The 16,585-nt window shown below is 72.3% G+C and carries 15 protein-coding genes; 9 read left to right on the top strand and 6 right to left on the bottom strand.

Going from position 1 to position 16,585, the window contains the following annotated elements; all coding sequences use genetic code 11:
* The first annotated feature begins 142 nt into the window (after positions 1-142).
* The gene (locus tag EAD98_RS05835; protein ID WP_121653047.1) at positions 143-802 is read left to right on the top strand and encodes a C39 family peptidase; all 660 of its coding nucleotides are present in this window, start codon (positions 143-145) and stop codon (positions 800-802) included.
* A gap of 96 nt (positions 803-898) precedes the next feature.
* On the opposite strand, the gene recQ is transcribed toward EAD98_RS05835, so the two are convergent.
* On the bottom strand, positions 899-2,752 hold the full coding sequence (gene recQ, locus EAD98_RS05830) for a DNA helicase RecQ (RefSeq protein ID WP_121653046.1): 1,854 nt from the start codon (positions 2,750-2,752) through the stop codon (positions 899-901).
* Between the two features lie 176 nt (positions 2,753-2,928).
* Between recQ and rapZ the strand changes: the two genes are divergently transcribed.
* The 8 genes from rapZ (at position 2,929) to EAD98_RS05790 (ending at position 10,084) form a co-directional block, all read left to right on the top strand.
* The gene (rapZ, locus tag EAD98_RS05825; protein WP_233578389.1) at positions 2,929-3,831 is read left to right on the top strand and encodes an RNase adapter RapZ; all 903 of its coding nucleotides are present in this window, start codon (positions 2,929-2,931) and stop codon (positions 3,829-3,831) included.
* Positions 3,828-4,952 carry a 2-phospho-L-lactate transferase CofD family protein gene (locus EAD98_RS05820; protein ID WP_121653045.1) on the top strand — a complete coding sequence of 375 codons (1,125 nt, stop codon included), beginning with the start codon at positions 3,828-3,830 and terminating at the stop codon, positions 4,950-4,952. The genes rapZ and EAD98_RS05820 overlap by 4 nt, the downstream gene beginning before the upstream one ends.
* Before the next feature lie 54 nt (positions 4,953-5,006).
* Complete coding sequence (whiA, locus tag EAD98_RS05815; protein ID WP_121653044.1) at positions 5,007-5,987, top strand: DNA-binding protein WhiA; 981 nt, start codon at positions 5,007-5,009, stop codon at positions 5,985-5,987.
* A gap of 267 nt (positions 5,988-6,254) precedes the next feature.
* Positions 6,255-7,259: a type I glyceraldehyde-3-phosphate dehydrogenase gene (gene gap, locus EAD98_RS05810; RefSeq protein WP_121653043.1), complete on the top strand. Its 1,005-nt coding sequence runs from the start codon at positions 6,255-6,257 to the stop codon at positions 7,257-7,259.
* Positions 7,256-8,455, top strand: a complete 1,200-nt coding sequence (gene pgk, locus EAD98_RS05805) for a phosphoglycerate kinase (RefSeq protein ID WP_121653042.1) — start codon at positions 7,256-7,258, stop codon at positions 8,453-8,455. Before gap ends, pgk begins: the two co-directional genes overlap by 4 nt.
* On the top strand, positions 8,456-9,247 hold the full coding sequence (gene tpiA / locus EAD98_RS05800) for a triose-phosphate isomerase (protein ID WP_121653041.1): 792 nt from the start codon (positions 8,456-8,458) through the stop codon (positions 9,245-9,247). It abuts the gene before it with no gap.
* Positions 9,248-9,343: 96 nt separating this feature from the next.
* Positions 9,344-9,604, top strand: coding sequence for a preprotein translocase subunit SecG (secG, locus tag EAD98_RS05795; protein ID WP_121653040.1), 261 nt, complete (start codon positions 9,344-9,346; stop codon positions 9,602-9,604).
* Between the two features lie 138 nt (positions 9,605-9,742).
* The gene (locus tag EAD98_RS05790; RefSeq protein WP_121653039.1) at positions 9,743-10,084 is read left to right on the top strand and encodes an RNA polymerase-binding protein RbpA; all 342 of its coding nucleotides are present in this window, start codon (positions 9,743-9,745) and stop codon (positions 10,082-10,084) included.
* Positions 10,085-10,177: 93 nt separating this feature from the next.
* Here the strand turns inward: EAD98_RS05790 and pgl are convergent, their stop codons facing one another.
* The 5 genes from pgl to tal form a co-directional block, all read right to left on the bottom strand.
* Entirely contained in the window at positions 10,178-10,948 is a 771-nt protein-coding gene (gene pgl / locus EAD98_RS05785; protein WP_121653038.1) for a 6-phosphogluconolactonase, read from the bottom strand.
* 159 nt (positions 10,949-11,107) lie between these two features.
* Positions 11,108-12,124, bottom strand: coding sequence for a glucose-6-phosphate dehydrogenase assembly protein OpcA (locus tag EAD98_RS05780; protein ID WP_121653037.1), 1,017 nt, complete (start codon positions 12,122-12,124; stop codon positions 11,108-11,110).
* A gap of 82 nt (positions 12,125-12,206) precedes the next feature.
* Entirely contained in the window at positions 12,207-13,757 is a 1,551-nt protein-coding gene (zwf, locus tag EAD98_RS05775; protein WP_121653036.1) for a glucose-6-phosphate dehydrogenase, read from the bottom strand.
* Positions 13,758-13,759: 2 nt separating this feature from the next.
* Positions 13,760-15,409, bottom strand: a complete 1,650-nt coding sequence (locus EAD98_RS05770) for a glucose-6-phosphate isomerase (protein WP_121653035.1) — start codon at positions 15,407-15,409, stop codon at positions 13,760-13,762.
* On the bottom strand, positions 15,406-16,584 hold the full coding sequence (gene tal, locus EAD98_RS05765) for a transaldolase (protein WP_121653050.1): 1,179 nt from the start codon (positions 16,582-16,584) through the stop codon (positions 15,406-15,408). Before tal ends, EAD98_RS05770 begins: the two co-directional genes overlap by 4 nt.
* Position 16,585: the final 1 nt, after the last annotated feature.

The following is a 16,585-nucleotide window of genomic DNA, read 5'->3' as shown; positions in this document are numbered from 1 at the left end:
GCCCCGGTTACACCCCCCGGACACCCGAGCAGATCCCCCCGATCGCCGGGTCTCCCCCTTGAACTTTCCCCCCGTTTTCACGTGCGACGCACACCCCTTTTGTGTGTCGCGCGTATCCCCTGATGCAGAGGAGCACGCCATCATGCGTACCGATCTGATCCGTAAGACCGCTCTGACCGCTGCTGGCCTCGCGTTCACCGGCGGCGCCATCGCCGGCCCCGTCACCGCCGCGTACGCCGCGTCGGATGCCAAGCCGGCCACCCAGACCCAGACCGACCGTAAGCCGTCGGGTGAGCGTCAGCTGGGTGTGCGGTACGAGGCGCAGCCGAACTTCTACTACTGCGGCCCCGCCGCCACCCGTAACGCCCTGAGTGTGCAGGGCAAGGACATCAGCGTGGACGCCATGGCCAAGGAGATGGGCACCACCGAGGCCGGCACCAACTCCATCAACGACATCACCCCCGTGCTGAACAAGGAAACCGGCAAGAACGACGCCTACCACAGCGTCGAGATCTCCAGCCCCAGCGCTGACGGCAAGCAGACCGACAAGCTGCGCGCCGACATCGTCCGCACCGTCGACGACGGCCGGGCCGTGGTCGCGAACATCGCCGGCACCAGCGTCGACACCGATGGTGGGGTGCACTCCTTCGAGGGCGGGCACTACATCAGCGTCGTCGGGTACCGCGACGGCGGGAACATCGTGAAGATCGCCGACTCGGCCGATCCGAACACCGCCTCCTACGAGGTCACCGTCGAGCACCTCGCCGACTGGATCGCCACCCGCGGCTACGCCACCAGCTGACCGCAAACAGCACGATCGACAAGGGCCGGACCCCCAACAGGGGTCCGGCCCTTTCGTCATGGCCACGGCCGGCGGCGACCCCGGCTCGCCGGTCCGTCAGGCCGGGGCGGTGTCGGCGGCGAGGACCTCCAGGATCTGCTCGCCGTACTTGGCGAGCTTGTTCTCGCCGACCCCGTTGACCCGGGACAGGTCGGACAGCGAGGCCGGGGCGTCGCTCGCGATCTGCCGCAGTGTGGCGTCGTGGAAGATCACGTACGCCGGGACGCCCTGTTCCTTGGCGGTGGCCGCCCGCCAGGCGCGCAGTCGCTCGAAGACCGCCGTGGCGGCCGGGCCCAGGTCCGCGACCACGGTGGCCGCGCCGCGCGGCTTCGTCGACCGGCTCGACGCCGGCTTCTCCGGCTCACGGCGCATCGTCACCGTGCGGCGGCGCCCCAGCACCTCGGCGCTCGCCTCGGTCAGCGCCAACGTGCCGTAGTCGCCCTCCACGGCGAGCAGCCCCTCGGCGAGCAACTGCCGGACCACGCCCCGCCACTCGGCCTCGCTCAGCTCTGTGCCGATGCCGAAGACGGTGAGCGAGTCGTGGCCGTACTGGCTGATCTTGTCGGTCTGCTTGCCGAGCAGGATGTCGATGCAGTGCCCGGCGCCGAACCGCTGGTTGCGTTCGCGGCCCAGCCGGAAGACGGCGGAGAGCAACTTCTGCGCGGCGACGGTGCCGTCCCAGGACTCCGGCGGGTTGAGGCAGGTGTCGCAGTTGCCGCAGGCCGTCGTCGCCCGCTCGCCGAAGTATTCGAGCAGCTGGACGCGCCGGCAGCGCACCGTCTCGCAGAGCGCGAGCATCGCGTCCAGGTGCGCGGCGAGGTTGCGGCGGTGCGCGAGGTCGCCGTCGGACGTCTCGATCATCTTGCGCTGCTGGACCACGTCCTGGAGCCCGTACGCCAGCCAGGCCGTGGACGGCAGCCCGTCCCGGCCAGCGCGGCCGGTCTCCTGGTAGTAGCCCTCGACCGACTTGGGCAGGTCGAGGTGCGCGACGAACCGGACGTCCGGCTTGTCGATGCCCATGCCGAAGGCGATGGTCGCCACCATCACCAGGCCGTCCTCGCGCAGGAAGCGCTGCTGGTTGGCGGCGCGGGTGGCCGCGTCCAGGCCGGCGTGGTACGGCAGCGCGGCGATCCCGTTGGCGGTGAGGAACTCGGCCGTCTTGTCCACCGAGGCGCGGGACAGGCAGTAGACGATCCCGGCGTCGCCGGGGTGCTCGTCGCGCAGCAGCGCCAGCAACTGCTTGCGCGGCTCGCGCTTGGGCACGATCCGGTACTGGATGTTGGGCCGGTCGAAGCTGGCCACGAAGTGCCGGGCGTCGTCGAGCTTGAGCCGGCTGGCGATCTCGGTGCGGGTGGCGCTGGTCGCGGTGGCCGTCAGCGCGATGCGGGGCACCTCCGGCCACCGCTCGTGCAGCATCGACAGCGCCAGGTAGTCGGGGCGGAAGTCGTGCCCCCACTGGGACACGCAGTGCGCCTCGTCGATCGCGAACAGCCCGATCCGGCCCCGGTCGAGCAGGGCGAGGGTGGACCGCACGCCGAGCGCCTCCGGGGCCAGGTAGAGCAGGTCCAGCTCGCCGGCGACGAAGGCCGCCTCGACCCGGCGCCGGGCGTCGAGGGTCTGGGTGGAGTTGAGGAAGCCCGCCCGGACGCCGACCGCGGTGAGCGCGTCCACCTGGTCCTGCATCAGGGCGATCAGCGGGGACACGACGACCGCCACGCCCTCGCGGACCAGGGCCGGGATCTGGTAGCACAGCGACTTGCCGCCACCGGTGGGCATCAGCACCAGCGCGTCGCCACCGGCGACCACGTGGTCGATCACCTCCTGCTGGAAGCCGCGGAAGGCGTCGTAACCGAACACCCGGCGCAGCACCGGCAGCGCGCCCTCGGTACGCAGGTCGGTGGGGGAAGCCATCCGCGGAGTCTACGAGCCAATCCCGACAGCGCACGCCCGGCGCACCCGAGGAGAGGGTGCCGGACCTCGGCCGGGCGGCGGGATAGAGTCGCTGATTGACCAATCGCGGCCGAGGGCGGCCGCGGCGCCACGGCTTGGGGGTACGGGTGAGCGAGGCGCGCAGAGCCAGTGACCGGATCGACGTCCCGGAGGCCATCGACGGGGAGCCGACGGCCGAGTCGGAGACCACGCTCGTGGTGGTCACCGGGCTGTCCGGCGGCGGTCGCAGCACGGTGGCCCGGGCGCTGGAGAACGTCGGCTACTACGTGGTGGACAACCTGCCGCAGGCGCTGATGCTCGACATGGCCGAGCTGGCGTTCAAGGCCGGCGGGGCGGCCCGGCGTACCGCGATGGTGCTGGACGTGCGCTCGCGCGCCTTCTCCACGGACCTGGCCGGGGCGATCCGTGAGCTCAAGGAGCGGGGCTTCTCGCCCCGGGTGGTCTTCGTCGACGCCGACGACGAGGTGCTGATCCGGCGGTTCGAGAGCGTTCGGCGGTCGCACCCGTTGCAGGGCGACGGTCGGTTGGCCGACGGCATCGCCGTGGAGCGTGGGCTGCTGGAGGAGGCGCGCGACCAGGCCGACGTGATCATCGACACCAGCCACCTGAACGTCAACCAGCTCCGGCGGCGCATCGAGGAGCTGTTCGGCGGCGAGGACGCCCGCCGGCTGCGGGTCACCGTGCTGTCGTTCGGCTTCAAGTACGGCCTGCCGCCGGACGCCGACTTCGTGCTGGACGCCCGGTTCCTGCCGAATCCGTACTGGGTGCCGGAGCTGCGTGAGCACACCGGGCGGGAGGAGGCGGTCAGCGCGTACGTGCTGGGTCAGGAGGGCGCTGACGCGTTCGTCGCCTCGTACGCCGACCTGGTCAACGCCACCACCGCCGGCTTCGAGCGGGAGGGCAAGCGGTACCTGACGGTGGCCGTGGGCTGCACCGGCGGCAAGCACCGCAGTGTGGCCATCGCCGAGGAGCTGGCCGGCCGGTTGCGCCAGTCCGGGTTGGCGGCCAACGCCCAGCACCGTGACCTGGGGCGGGAATGACGGCCCGTCGGGTGGTGGCGTTCGGCGGCGGGCACGGCCTCTCCGCCTCGCTGCGCGCGCTGCGCCACTGCGCTCCCGAACTGGATCTGGACATCACCGCGGTGGTCACGGTCGGCGACGACGGCGGCTCCAGCGGCCGGTTGCGGGCCGAGCGGGGTGGCCTGCCCCCGGGTGATCTGCGTCAGGCGCTGGTGGCGCTGGCCGGGGACCACCCCGCCACCCGGCGCAGCGCCGGGCTGTTCCAGCACCGCTTCGCCGCCGTGCCGGCCGGCGTACCCCCGCTCGGCGAAGCCGACCCGCCCCCGGCGGCGACCGACGGCCGTGACCCCGACCCGCGTGACCAGGGCACAAACGGCCAAGGCGTAGACGGCCAGGGCGCAAACGGTCCCGGTGTCAACGGTCCCGGCGCGGAGCGGGTGAGCACCCGCGCCGACGGGCTGGCCGGGCACGCGGTCGGCAACCTGGTGCTCTGCGGGCTGATGGAGCTGCTCGGTGACCCGGTGGCCGCGCTGGAGCACGCCGGCGCGATGCTCGGCGCGGTCGGCCGGGTGCTGCCCATGTCCCGCGAACCGGTGGGCATCGAGGCGCGGGTGCGGGGCGCCGACCCGGCGGCTCCGGACGAGGTGCGCACCGTACGCGGCCAGCACCAGGTGGCGGTCACCACCGGGCGGGTCGAGTCGCTGCGGCTCAGCCCGACCGCCCCGGCGGCGTGCGCCGAGGCGCTGGCCGCGATCGGCGCCGCGGACTGGCTGATCTTCGGGCCGGGCAGCTGGTACACCAGCGTGCTGCCGCACCTGCTGGTGCCGCAACTGGCCGACGCGATCGTGTCCAGTCCGGCCCGGCGACTGGTCACGCTGAACCTCGCCGCGGAGAAGGAGACCCTGGGTCTCTCCGTCGCCGATCACCTCGCGGCGCTGCACTGGTACCTTCCCGAGCTCAAGGTGGATCTTGTCCTGGCTGACGCCAAGGCGGTGGGTGACCCCGAACCGGTCGAACGTGCGGCAGAATCGCTGGGTGCCCGCCTGGTCCTCGCCCCTGTCGCCGTCGTCGACGGCACTCCCCGCCATGATCCGGCTGCCCTGGGCGCCGCGCTGGTGCCTGTCCTGGGTGCCGATCGTTAGACACGTACGTAATCTCCGGCGACACGCCGGAACCGGTCCGTGAGGGGACGCACAATGGCGATGACGGCTGCGGTCAAGGACGAGCTGAGTCGGGTCGACGTGCCCAAGCCCTGCTGTCGGCGGGCGGAGATGGCCGCGCTGCTGCGCTTCGCGGGGGGCCTGCACATCGTCTCCGGCCGCGTGGTGGTGGAGGCGGAGCTGGACACCGGGGCGGTCGCCCGCCGGCTGCGGCGGGAGATCGCGGAGGTCTACGGGTACCCGAGCGAAATCCACGTGCTGGCCTCCGGCGGCCTGCGCAAGGGGAGCCACTTCATCGTCCGGGTGGTCAAGGACGGCGAGGCCCTGGCCCGGCAGACCGGCCTGCTGGACGTGCGCGGGCGGCCGGTGCGCGGCCTGCCCCCGCACGTGGTGGCGGCGAACGTCTGCTGCGCGGTCTCCGCCTGGCGGGGCGCGTTCATGGCGCACGGCTCGCTCACCGAGCCCGGCCGGTCCAGCGCCCTGGAGATCACCTGTCCGGGGCCGGAGTCGGCGCTGGCGCTGGTCGGCGCTGCCCGTCGGATCGGGATCGCCGCCAAGAACCGCGAGGTGCGCGGGGTGGACCGGGTGGTGGTCAAGGACGGTGACGCCATCGCCGCGCTGCTCACCCGGATCGGCGCGCACTCCAGCGTGCTGGCCTGGGAGGAGCGCCGGGTCCGTCGCGAGGTGCGCGCCACCGCCAACCGGTTGGCCAACTTCGACGACGCCAACCTGCGCCGCTCGGCCCGCGCCGCGGTGGCAGCCGCCGCGCGGGTGACCCGGGCGCTGGAGATCCTCGCCGACGAGGCCCCCAACCACCTGACCGACGCTGGTCGGCTGCGCCTGGAGCACCGGCAGGCGTCGCTGGAGGAGTTGGGCGCGCTGGCTGAGCCTCCGCTGACCAAGGACGCCATCGCCGGGCGGATCCGCCGGCTGCTGGCGTTGGCCGACAAGCGGGCGCGGGACCTCGGCATCCCGGATACCGAAGCTGCCGTCACGCCCGACATGCTCGTGGTCTGATAGGACGGTGGGGCCGCACGGTGCGCCCGGGAACACGACCCGGCGCAGCGTGGCCGCGCACGCTCGGATAAGGTCGCTGCGTACGGCAAGGGGGCCGACACCGGCACTCCTCGTCGTGCCCCACCGCCTCGGGCGGTCAGGTCCTCAGACCGCGCGGCGGGGTGGCCGAGATGAACCGTCGACGGCCGGCTCCAACGGTCGGCGCACACCATTCCCGCCGGCCCGTTGTCTGAAGCCGGCGGACCAGAACGCGAGGAGATGGGACCTGTGACCATCCGGGTTGGCATCAACGGCTTCGGCCGGATCGGCCGTAACTTCTTCCGGGCAGTGCTGGCGTCCGACGCCGACATCGAGGTCGTGGCGGTGAACGACCTGACCGACAACGCCACGCTCGCCCACCTGCTCAAGTACGACAGCATCCTGGGTCGCCTGCCGTACGAGGTCAAGGCCACCGCCGACGAGATCACCGTCGGTGGCAAGACCATCAAGGCGTACGCCGAGAAGGACCCGGCGGCGCTGCCGTGGGGCGAGGTCGGCGCCGACGTCGTCATCGAGTCGACCGGCTTCTTCACCGACGCCACCAAGGCCAAGGCGCACGTCACCGGCGGGGCCAAGAAGGTCATCATCTCCGCCCCGGCGAAGAACGAGGACGTCACCGTCGTCATGGGTGTCAACCAGGACACCTACGACCCGGCGAAGCACACCATCATCTCCAACGCCTCGTGCACCACCAACTGCCTCGCCCCGATGGCGAAGGTGCTGCACGACACGTTCGGCATCCAGCACGGTCTGATGACGACGATCCACGCGTACACCCAGGACCAGAACCTCCAGGACGCCCCGCACAAGGACCTCCGCCGGGCCCGGGCCGCCGCGCTGAACATCGTGCCGACCTCGACCGGGGCCGCGAAGGCCATCGGCCTGGTGCTGCCGGAGCTGAAGGGCAAGCTCGACGGGTACGCCCTGCGGGTGCCGATCCCGACCGGCTCGGTCACCGACCTCACCGTCAACGTGGGTCGCGAGACCACCGTGGACGAGGTCAACGCCGCGCTGAAGGCCGCCGCGGACGGCCCGCTCAAGGGCATCCTGGTCTACAACGAGGACCCGATCGTCTCCACCGACATCGTCACCGACCCGGCGTCGTGCATCTTCGACGCGCCGCTGACCAAGGTTGTCGGCAACCAGGTCAAGGTCGTCGGCTGGTACGACAACGAGTGGGGCTACTCCAACCGCCTGGTCGACCTGGTCAAGCTGGTGGGTTCGTCGCTGTGAGCATCCGTACCCTCGACGATCTGCTCGCCGAGGGGGTGTCGGGTCGGCGCGTGCTGGTGCGCGCCGACCTGAACGTCCCGCTCGACAAGCAGACCGGTGACATCACGGATGACGGGCGCATCCGCGCGGTGCTGCCGACGTTGGGTGCGCTGGTCGAGGCCGGGGCCAAGGTGGTCGTCTGTTCGCACCTGGGTCGCCCGAAGGGCACGCCGGACCCGCAGTTCAGCCTCAGCCCGGTCGCCGGGCGGCTGGGTGAGCTGCTCGGCGCGCCGGTGCACTTCGCCACCGACACGGTCGGCGACTCGGCCCGCTCCACCGTCGCGGGCCTGGCCGACGGCCAGGTCGCCCTGCTGGAGAACCTGCGCTTCAACGCCGGTGAGACCAGCAAGGACGACGCCGAGCGGGGCGCCTTCGCCGACCAGCTCGCCGCGTTCGGCGACGCGTACGTGGACGACGCGTTCGGCGCCGTGCACCGCAAGCACGCCAGCGTGTACGACGTGCCGGCGCGGCTTCCGCACGTGGCCGGCCGGCTGGTGCTGCGTGAGGTCGAGGTCCTCTCCAAGCTCACCGGTGACCCGGAGCGCCCGTACGTGGTGGTGCTCGGCGGGTCCAAGGTCTCCGACAAGCTGGCGGTGATCGAGGCCCTGCTGCCCACGGTCGACCGGCTGCTCATCGGCGGCGGGATGTGCTTCACCTTCCTCAAGGCCCAGGGCCTGGAGGTGGGCACCTCGCTGCTGGAGAAGGAGATGGTCGAGACCTGCGGCAACCTGCTGGAGCGGTCCGGGGGCAAGATCATGCTCCCGGTCGACGTGGTGGTGGCGGACGCGTTCGCGCCGGACGCCGCGCACGACACGGTCCGCGTCGACGGCATCCCGAGCCACCGGCTCGGTCTGGACATCGGCCCGGAGACGGTTGCGGGTTTCGCCGCCGCGTTGTCCCAGGCGAAGACGGTCTTCTGGAACGGCCCGATGGGCGTGTTCGAGATGCCGGCGTTCGCGGCCGGCACCCGGGGGGTCGCCGAGGCGATCACCAAGGCCGACGCGTTCAGCGTCGTCGGTGGTGGCGACTCCGCAGCTGCGGTCCGTGCCCTCGGGCTGGATGAGTCGTCCTTCGGGCACATCTCCACCGGTGGTGGCGCCTCCCTGGAATACCTGGAGGGCAAGACCCTCCCCGGCATCGCGGCCCTGGAGAACTGAATGGCGAGCACCACCCGCCGGCCACTGATGGCCGGCAACTGGAAGATGAACCTCAACCACCTCGAGGCCAATCTGCTGGTGCAGAAGCTGGCCGCGAGCCTCACCGAGAAGCAGCTCACCGACGTGGAGACGGTCGTCCTGCCGCCCTTCACCGACCTGCGCACCGTGCAGACGGCGGTGGACGGGGACAAGCTGCTGATCGGTTACGGCGCGCAGGACCTCTCCCCGCACGCCTCGGGCGCCTACACCGGGGACATCTCGGGGCAGATGCTGGCCAAGCTCGGCTGCTCGTACGTGGTCGTCGGGCACTCCGAGCGGCGGGCCTTCCACCACGAGGACGACGCGCTCGTCAACGCCAAGGTGAAGGCGGCGCTGACGCACGGGCTGACCCCGATCCTCTGCGTGGGGGAGGGGCTGGACGTCCGCGAGCAGGGCGGCCACGTGGCGCACTGCTCCGACCAGCTCGACGGTGGCCTCGCCGGGCTCACCCCCGAGCAGGTGCGGCAGGTGGTGATCGCGTACGAGCCGGTCTGGGCGATCGGCACCGGCAAGACCGCGACGCCGGAGGACGCCCAGGAGGTCTGCGGTGCGGTCCGCCAGCGGCTGGCGGCGCGCTTCGACCAGGACACCGCCGACCAGGTCCGGGTCCTCTACGGCGGCTCGGTCAAGGCGTCCAACATCGCCACGATCATGGCGATGGCGGACGTGGACGGGGGCCTGGTGGGGGGCGCCAGCCTGGACGCGGAGGAATTCGCGCAGATCTGCCGGTTCCCGGAGCACATCGCCCGCTGATCGCTCGGTATCCTTGACCCCGCCCGTCCACCGGTCGGTGCCACCGTGCCCGATCAGACCGGGCGAGGATCGCTACGAGAGGAACTGACCCCAGCCATGCCGATCTGGTTCGCATACACGTTGATCGTGTTGCTGGTCATCACGAGCATTCTGCTCACCTTGCTGATCCTGCTGCACCGCGGCAAGGGCGGCGGTCTGTCGAGCATGTTCGGCGGTGGAGTCAGCTCCAGCCTCGCCGGCTCCTCGGTGGCGGAGAAGAACCTGGACCGCTACACCGTTCTGGTGAGCGTCGTCTGGTTCGCCGCCATCATCGGGCTCGGGCTCTGGCTCCGCCTCCAGATGAACAGCGGCGCCTGAGCAGGCCCGTCAAGTCGTACAATCTGCGCGCGGTCCGTCACCAGACGGGCCGCGCGCAGGCTTTTCTCCGCTGCACCGCGTCGCCCGCCGCCCACCCCCGAAGACGGCGGGTCCCTCCGACGACAGGAGCGAGCAGCCGTGCCGAGTGGCAACGTCATCCGCGGCGCCCGGATCGGGTCCGCACCCGTCCGTCCGGACGAGCGACACCCTCCCGCCCCCCGACAGGACGTCACCTACTGGTGCCGCAACGACCACCGGACCTGTATCCGGATCGCCGCGGACGCCGTGGCGCCGCCGCTGTGGGACTGTCCCCGCTGTGGCCTGCCCGCCGGGCAGGACGCGCAGAACCCGCCCGGGCGGGCCCGCGCCGAGCCGTACAAGAGCCATTTGGCGTACGTGAAGGAGCGGCGTACCGCCGAGGAGGGCGAGGCGCTGCTGGCCGAGGCGCTCGCCGCGCTGCGCCGCCGCCGGGGCGAATGACAGGAGGGCCCCGCACAACGCTGAGCGTTGACATGGGGCCCTTCCTTCCGCGTGAGGTGCGCGGCACTCAGCGCAGCGCGGGGTGCGCGGCGCTCAGCGCAGGCTGCGCAGCCGGGCCGGCACGTCGGCTGCCGCGGCCCGGTCCAGCAGCCACCGGGTACGGTCCACGCCGTGCACCCCGGCGGCCGGCACCTGCACCGGTCCGGCCCCGGCCAGGGCCATGCCGACCGCACGCGCCTTGTCCGCGCCGCCAGCCACCAGCCAGACCTCCTCGGCGGTGTTGATCGCCGGCAGGGTGAGGGTGGTGCGCACCGGCGGCGGCTTGGGGCTGCCCCGCACCGCACTGACCGGTCGGCTCTCGTAGTGCACCGGGTGCCCGGGGAAGACCGAGGCGACGTGCCCGTCCTCGCCGACGCCCAGCATCAGCACGTCGAAGTGCGGCAGCTCGGCGTGCCCGGGGCCGGCGGCGCGCGCCAGCTCGTCGGCGTACGCGGCGGCCGCCGCCTCGGGGTCGTTGCCGGCCGGGCCGTCGGAGGCGGGCATCGGGTGCACCCGGGCCGGGTCCAGCGGCACGACGTCCAGCAGCGCGGCTCGGGCCTGGGTCTCGTTGCGCTCCGGGTCGCCGGCGGGCAGGAACCGCTCGTCGCCCCACCACACGTCGACCCGGGACCAGTCGACCGCGTCGCGGGCCGGCAGGTGTGCCACCGCCCGGTAGACGGCCGCGGCGACGCGCCCACCCGTGAGCACCACCGAGGCCTCGCCCCGGTCGGCCTGGGCGTCGAGCAGCTTCACCAGCAGGCGGGCCGCCACGGCCTGCGCCAGCAGGTCGGCGTCGGCGTGCACGGCGACAGTCGCCTCACTCATCGGTTGTGCCTTCGTTTCCCGACCGCGGGGCGGTCGCTGTCGCGTCGTGCCCGGGCCGGTGCCCGGATGTGGCGGGGCGGGATGCCCCGGGAGGTTTCGGGGGCAGGGCCCGGGACCACCCGGCCCTGCCCCGACGTGGTGTACCGAACGTCGGCGGGCTCAGCGCTCGCCGCTCGTGCCGGCGTGCGCGGTGACCCCGGCCTCCGCGCGCTCGGCGGTGGCCGGATCCTTCCAGACGTGCACCCGCTGCGGTGGGCGCTGCTCCAGGCCGCGCAGCCCGGCGGTCGCGCCCAACGCCTCCGCGTACACCTGGTCGGCGTCCAGCCGGCGCAGCTCCTCGGCCAGCTCGTCGCCGAGCGGCCGACGCACCAGCGGCAGGGCCCGGTCGTCCTGGCCGGTCCGCCGGAACACCGCCATGCTGTCCTCGCGGGTGAGCGTCAGGTGGTCGCCGTTGGCACAGGTCAGCTCCACCTCACGCATCCGGGGGAACTCGGGGGAGTCCACCCGGCGTGGGGTGATGTCGAGCCGGCTGCTCAGCCAACCGGCCATCAGCGCCGCCGTCGGGTCGCTCGGCGGCGCGACGATCGTCGCCTCGGTCACCCGCGCCTCGGTGGTGTCGAACGCCCCGGCGACCAGGGTCCGCCACGGGGTGATCCGGGTCCACGCCAGGTCGGTGTCGCCCGGGGCGTAGTCCCGGGCCCGCTGCCGCAGCGCCTCCACCGGGTCGGCGGCCTGCGCCGTGTCGGTGATCCGCCGGTCGGCGACCACGCCGAGGAAGTCGGTGGCGATCTCGGCCGGCGGTTCGCCGTGCCACCAGGTGACCACCGGCACGTCCGGGACCAGCAGCGGCATCACGACCGACTCGGCGTGCAGGGCCAGCCGCCCGTACATCCGGGTGACCACCGCCTCGCACGGGCCGAGCCGGCCACCGACCACGATCTCCGCGTCCAACCGGTTGCGGTCCCGCTCGATCTCGGAACGGACCACCACCACCAGCCGGCACGGGTGGGCGGCGGCCGCTATCGTCGCCGCCGCCTCCGCCTCCCGGACCCGCTTCTCGTCCACCACCACGATGAGGGTGAGCGCCATGCCGCTGGCCACCCCGCCGGCGCTGCGCCGCTCGGCGGCGAGCGCCTTGACCACCTCGTTGCCGGTGGTGTCCCACAGCCCGATCACTGGAGCCTCCTGGTTCGCTCGCTCGCGCCACCGCTTCGCGGCGGCGCGAGCGCCCCGCTGCTGTGCCCGCTGGTCCGCTCGGTCACGCGCGCCGCCAGGCGCGGTCCTCGCGGGCCAGCATCTCGTCGGCTGCCCGCGGCCCCCACTCGCCGGCGCGGTACGGCTCCGGCGTGGTGCCCGCCCAGGCGTGCTCCAGCGGGTCGATCACCTGCCAGCTCTGCTCGACCTCCGCCGCGTCCGGGAAGAGCGTGCGGTCGCCGATCAGCACGTCCAGCACCAGTCGCTCGTACGCCTCCGGGCTGGACTCGGTGAACGCCTCGCCGTACTGGAAGTCCATCGCGATGTCGCGGACCTCCATCGTGGTGCCCGGCACCTTCGAGCCGAACTTGAGCACCACGCCCTCGTCCGGCTGCACTCGGATGACGAGCTGGTTGTTGCCCAGCGACTCCATGTCGGCGTCGTTGAACGGCAGGTGCGGCGCCTTCTTGAACATGATGGCGACCTCGGTGACCCGCCGGGGTAGCCGCTTGCCGGCCCGGATGTAGAACGGCACCTCGGCCCAGCGGCGGTTCTGGATGCCCAGCCGCACGGCCACGTACGTCTCGGTGGTGGAATCGGCGGGTACGCCCTGCTCCTCCAGGTAGCCGACCGCGCGCTCGCCGCCGACCCACCCCGGCAGGTACTGACCGCGTACGGTGTCCCGGGCAACGTCCTTGGGCAGGGTGATCGCCTTGAGCACCTTCAGCTTCTCGGTCCGGATCTCGTCGGCGTCGAAGCTGGTCGGTTCCTCCATGGCCACCAGGGCCAGGAGCTGGAGCAGGTGGTTCTGGAGTACGTCGCGGGCGGTGCCGACGGTGTCGTAGAAACCCGCGCGGCTGCCGATGCCGACGTCCTCGGCCATGGTGATCTGCACCGAGTCGACGTACTTGGAGTTCCACAGCGGCTCGAACAGGTTGTTGGCGAACCGCAGGGCGAGGATGTTCTGGACGGTCTCCTTGCCCAGGTAGTGGTCGATCCGGAAGACGTCCTGGCGGGTGAAGACGTCGTCGACCAGATCGTTGAGCGCCTTCGCCGAGGGCAGGTCGTTGCCGAACGGCTTCTCCACCACCACCCGGCGCCAGCCGCCGGACTTCTCGTTGTCGGCCATCCCGGTGCGGGCCAGCTGCTTGAGCACGACGGGGAACGCGGCCGGGGGGATGGAGAAGTAGAACGCCGCGTTGCCGGTGATGCCGTGGCTCTGCCGCAGCTCGTCCAGCGTCGTGGCGAGCTGGTCGAAGGCGGCGTCGTCGTCGAACGACCCGCCGACGAACTTGATGTTGCCGGCCAGCCGCGCCCAGACCTCGTCCCGCCACGGGGTACGCGCGTGCTTGCGCGCCGCCTCGCAGGCCAGCGTCTCGAAGTCGCCGTCACCCCAGTCGCGGCGGGCGAAGCCGAGCACCACGAAGCCGGGCGGGAGCAGCCCCCGGTTGGCCAGGTCGTAGACCGCCGGGAGCAGCTTCTTGCGGGCCAGGTCGCCGGTCACCCCGAAGATCACCAGAGCGCACGGCTCGGGGATCCGGGGAAGCCGGCGGTCCTGCGGGTCGCGCAGCGGGTTCACGCCGCCTCCTCGCTCCGCTTGTGTCACGTCGTCCATCCTCACGCCCGCAGCTCACCGGCCGCGTCGAGCAGTTGGGCGACGCCGGCGGCCCGGTCGGTCAGGTGCAGCCGCAGAAGCGGCCGCTCCCGGCCGGCGAGGGCCTGCCGGTCGCCGGCGGCCTGCGCCGCCTGCAACTCGCCGAAGGTGTACGGCTTGCCCGGCACCGGCAGGTCCTCGGCGACCGCGCCGGTCACCTGGAGGTAGCTGCCCACCTGCGGGCCGCCCTTGTGGTACTGACCGGTGGAGTGCAGGAACCGGGGGCCCCAACCGAAGGTGACCGGCCGGCCGGCCGCTTCGGCCAGCAGCGCACGCAGCCGGCCCGCGTCCGCGTCGGCGAACCGGTCCAGGTACGCCATCACCGCCAGGTAGCCGTCGTCGCCCAACCCGTCGAGCAGCCAGCGCAGCACGCCGGCCAGGTCACCGGGGGCGCCCTGCGGCGCGTACACCTCGATCGCGCCCTCGGTGAACGACGGCGTCTCCGCCGGCAGGCCCGAGGCCAGGATCTTGTTGGTGTTCTCCTTGGACTCGGTGACGTTCGGCTGGTTGAACGGGTCGATGCCGAGCACCACCCCGGCCACCGCGGTCGCGTACTCCCAGGCCAGGAACTGCGCGCCCAGTGGACCGTTGACCGCCACGTCCGGGTTGGCGCCGCCGCCCGGAGCGTCACCGGCGGCCAGTGACCCGCCGTAGGTGACGGTCAACACGTCCGGGCCGCTGGCGCCGGCGCTCTGCGGGGATTCCACCACCACCGGGAGGATGCCCACCCCGGCCTTGCCGGTCGACTCGGCGATCAACTGCTCGGCCCAGTCGCCGAACCCCTCGATCCCGGTGCCGTCGGAGATCAGCGCGACCTTGTCCCGGGCCAACGTGGCCGCGGCGCCCAGGGCGGCGCCCAGCGCGAGCGCGGGATTGTCCCGATCCTCGCCGAGCGACGCGGCCAGCTCGTCGGCCTGGTCGATCAGCTCCGCCACCTCGACCCCGGCCAGCGCCGAGGGCACCAGCCCGAACGCGGTCAGCGCCGAGTACCGGCCGCCCACGTTCGGGTCGGCCAGCACGGTGAACGCGCCCATCTCGGTGGCGGTGGCCTCCAACGGCGAGCCGGGATCGGTGACGATGACGAAGTGCCGACCGGCCTCCGCCTCGGTCATCCCGGCGTCCAGGAACGCCTGCCAGTAGGCGCGTCGGTGGCTGTCGGTCTCCACCGTCGAGCCGGACTTGCTGGCCACCACCACCACGGTGCGCTCCAGCCGGTCACCCAGCGCCGTCCGCACCTGGCCCGGGTCGGTCGTGTCCAGCACCGTCAGCGGCCGGCCCATGGTGCGGGCGATCACCTCCGGGGCCAGCGAGGAACCGCCCATGCCGGCGAGCACCACGTGGTCCAGGTCGACCAGCTCCGCGGTCAGCTCGGCCAACTGCACCAGCAGTTCCCGGCTACGCCGGTGGGTGTCCATCCAGCCGAGCCGGATCTTCGCCTCGGCCTCGGCGTCCGGCCCCCACAGGCTCGGGTCCTTGGCGGCCAGCCGGCCCGGGACCTCGTTCCTGACCAGCGCGTCCCGGGTCGAAGCGGGTGCGGACTTGTCGACGGCGTCCGCGCCGTACACGGCGAGCCCGGCGGCAGCCTCCACCGGACCGCCCAACAGGTCGCTCATGCGTTACCACCGGCCTGCTGGGCGGCCTTCGCGTTGCCCTTGGCGGCCTCGTTCGGGGAACCCTTGCCCGAGGCCGCCGCCTTGAGCGACTTGCGGACGCCGTCGATCAGCTCCTGCCAGCTGGTCTCGAACTTCTCCACGCCCTCGCGCTCCAGGGTCGCGATCACGTCGGCCATGTCCACCCCGACCGACTCCAGGTCGGCGAAGACCTTGCGGGCCGCGTCGTAGGAGCCGGTGATGGTGTCGGCGCTCGTCTCACCGTGGTCCGCGTACGCGTGGATGACCGCCTCCGGCATGGTGTTGACCGTGCCGGGCGCGATCAGCTCCTCGACGTAGATGACGTCCCGGTAGTCCGGGTTCTTCGTCGAGGTGGAGGCCCACAGCGGCCGCTGGGGGTGCGCGCCGGCGTCGGCGAGCGCCTGCCAGCGGTCGGAGGAGAACACCTCGCTGTAGCGCTCGTACGCCAGCTGGGCGTTGGCGATCGCCGCCTTGCCCCGCAGCGCCTTCGCCTGCTCGGAGCCGATCTTCTCGAGCCGCTTGTCGACCTCGGAGTCGACGCGGGAGACGAAGAAGGACGCCACCGACCCGATGGTGGACAGGTCGTGTCCGTTCGCCTTGGCCTGCTCCAGGCCGGCCAGGAACGCCTCCATCACCGCGGAGTAGCGGTCCAACCCGAAGATCAGGGTCACGTTGACGCTGATCCCCTCGGCCAGCGTGGCGGTGATCGCCGGCAGGCCCGCCTCGGTGGCCGGGATCTTGATGAAGAGGTTGGGCCGGTCGACCAGCCACCACAGCGCCTTGGCCTCGGCGACCGTCCGGTCGCTCTCGTGCGCCAGCCGCGGGTCCACCTCGATGGAGACCCGGCCGTCGACGCCCGCGCTGCCGTCGTACGAGGGACGCATCACGTCGCAGGCCCAGCGCACGTCGTACGTGGTGAGCATGCGCACCGCCTCTTCGACGTCCACCCCCCGCATGGCGAGGTCGCGCAGCTGCCAGTTGTACTCGTCGGCGTCGCTCAGCGCCTTGGCGAAGATCGTGGGGTTCGTGGTCACCCCGGCCACGTGCTTCTCCCGGCGGAGCTGGTCCAGCCCGCCGGAGCTCAGGCGTACCCGGGAAAGATCGTCCAGCCACACCGCCACACCCGCGGCGGTGAGCTCACTCAGCCTGTCCGTCATG

It is taken from the genome of Micromonospora sp. CV4 (assembly GCF_003667455.1).
Lineage (GTDB): Bacteria > Actinomycetota > Actinomycetes > Mycobacteriales > Micromonosporaceae > Micromonospora.
This window is presented reverse-complemented; position numbering and strand designations above follow the sequence as displayed.

What these genes read in the sequence shown, in the direction of transcription:
- secG (WP_121653040.1), top strand. Translation starts at nt 9,344, where the DNA reads ATGCCGATCTGGTTCGCATACACGTTGATCGTGTTGCTGGTCATCACG.
- pgl (WP_121653038.1), bottom strand. Translation starts at nt 10,948, where the DNA reads ATGAGTGAGGCGACTGTCGCCGTGCACGCCGACGCCGACCTGCTGGCG.
- recQ (WP_121653046.1), bottom strand. Translation starts at nt 2,752, where the DNA reads ATGGCTTCCCCCACCGACCTGCGTACCGAGGGCGCGCTGCCGGTGCTG.
- whiA (WP_121653044.1), top strand. Translation starts at nt 5,007, where the DNA reads ATGGCGATGACGGCTGCGGTCAAGGACGAGCTGAGTCGGGTCGACGTG.
- zwf (WP_121653036.1), bottom strand. Translation starts at nt 13,757, where the DNA reads ATGGACGACGTGACACAAGCGGAGCGAGGAGGCGGCGTGAACCCGCTG.
- EAD98_RS05770 (WP_121653035.1), bottom strand. Translation starts at nt 15,409, where the DNA reads ATGAGCGACCTGTTGGGCGGTCCGGTGGAGGCTGCCGCCGGGCTCGCC.
- EAD98_RS05820 (WP_121653045.1), top strand. Translation starts at nt 3,828, where the DNA reads ATGACGGCCCGTCGGGTGGTGGCGTTCGGCGGCGGGCACGGCCTCTCC.
- tpiA (WP_121653041.1), top strand. Translation starts at nt 8,456, where the DNA reads ATGGCGAGCACCACCCGCCGGCCACTGATGGCCGGCAACTGGAAGATG.
- tal (WP_121653050.1), bottom strand. Translation starts at nt 16,584, where the DNA reads ATGACGGACAGGCTGAGTGAGCTCACCGCCGCGGGTGTGGCGGTGTGG.
- EAD98_RS05835 (WP_121653047.1), top strand. Translation starts at nt 143, where the DNA reads ATGCGTACCGATCTGATCCGTAAGACCGCTCTGACCGCTGCTGGCCTC.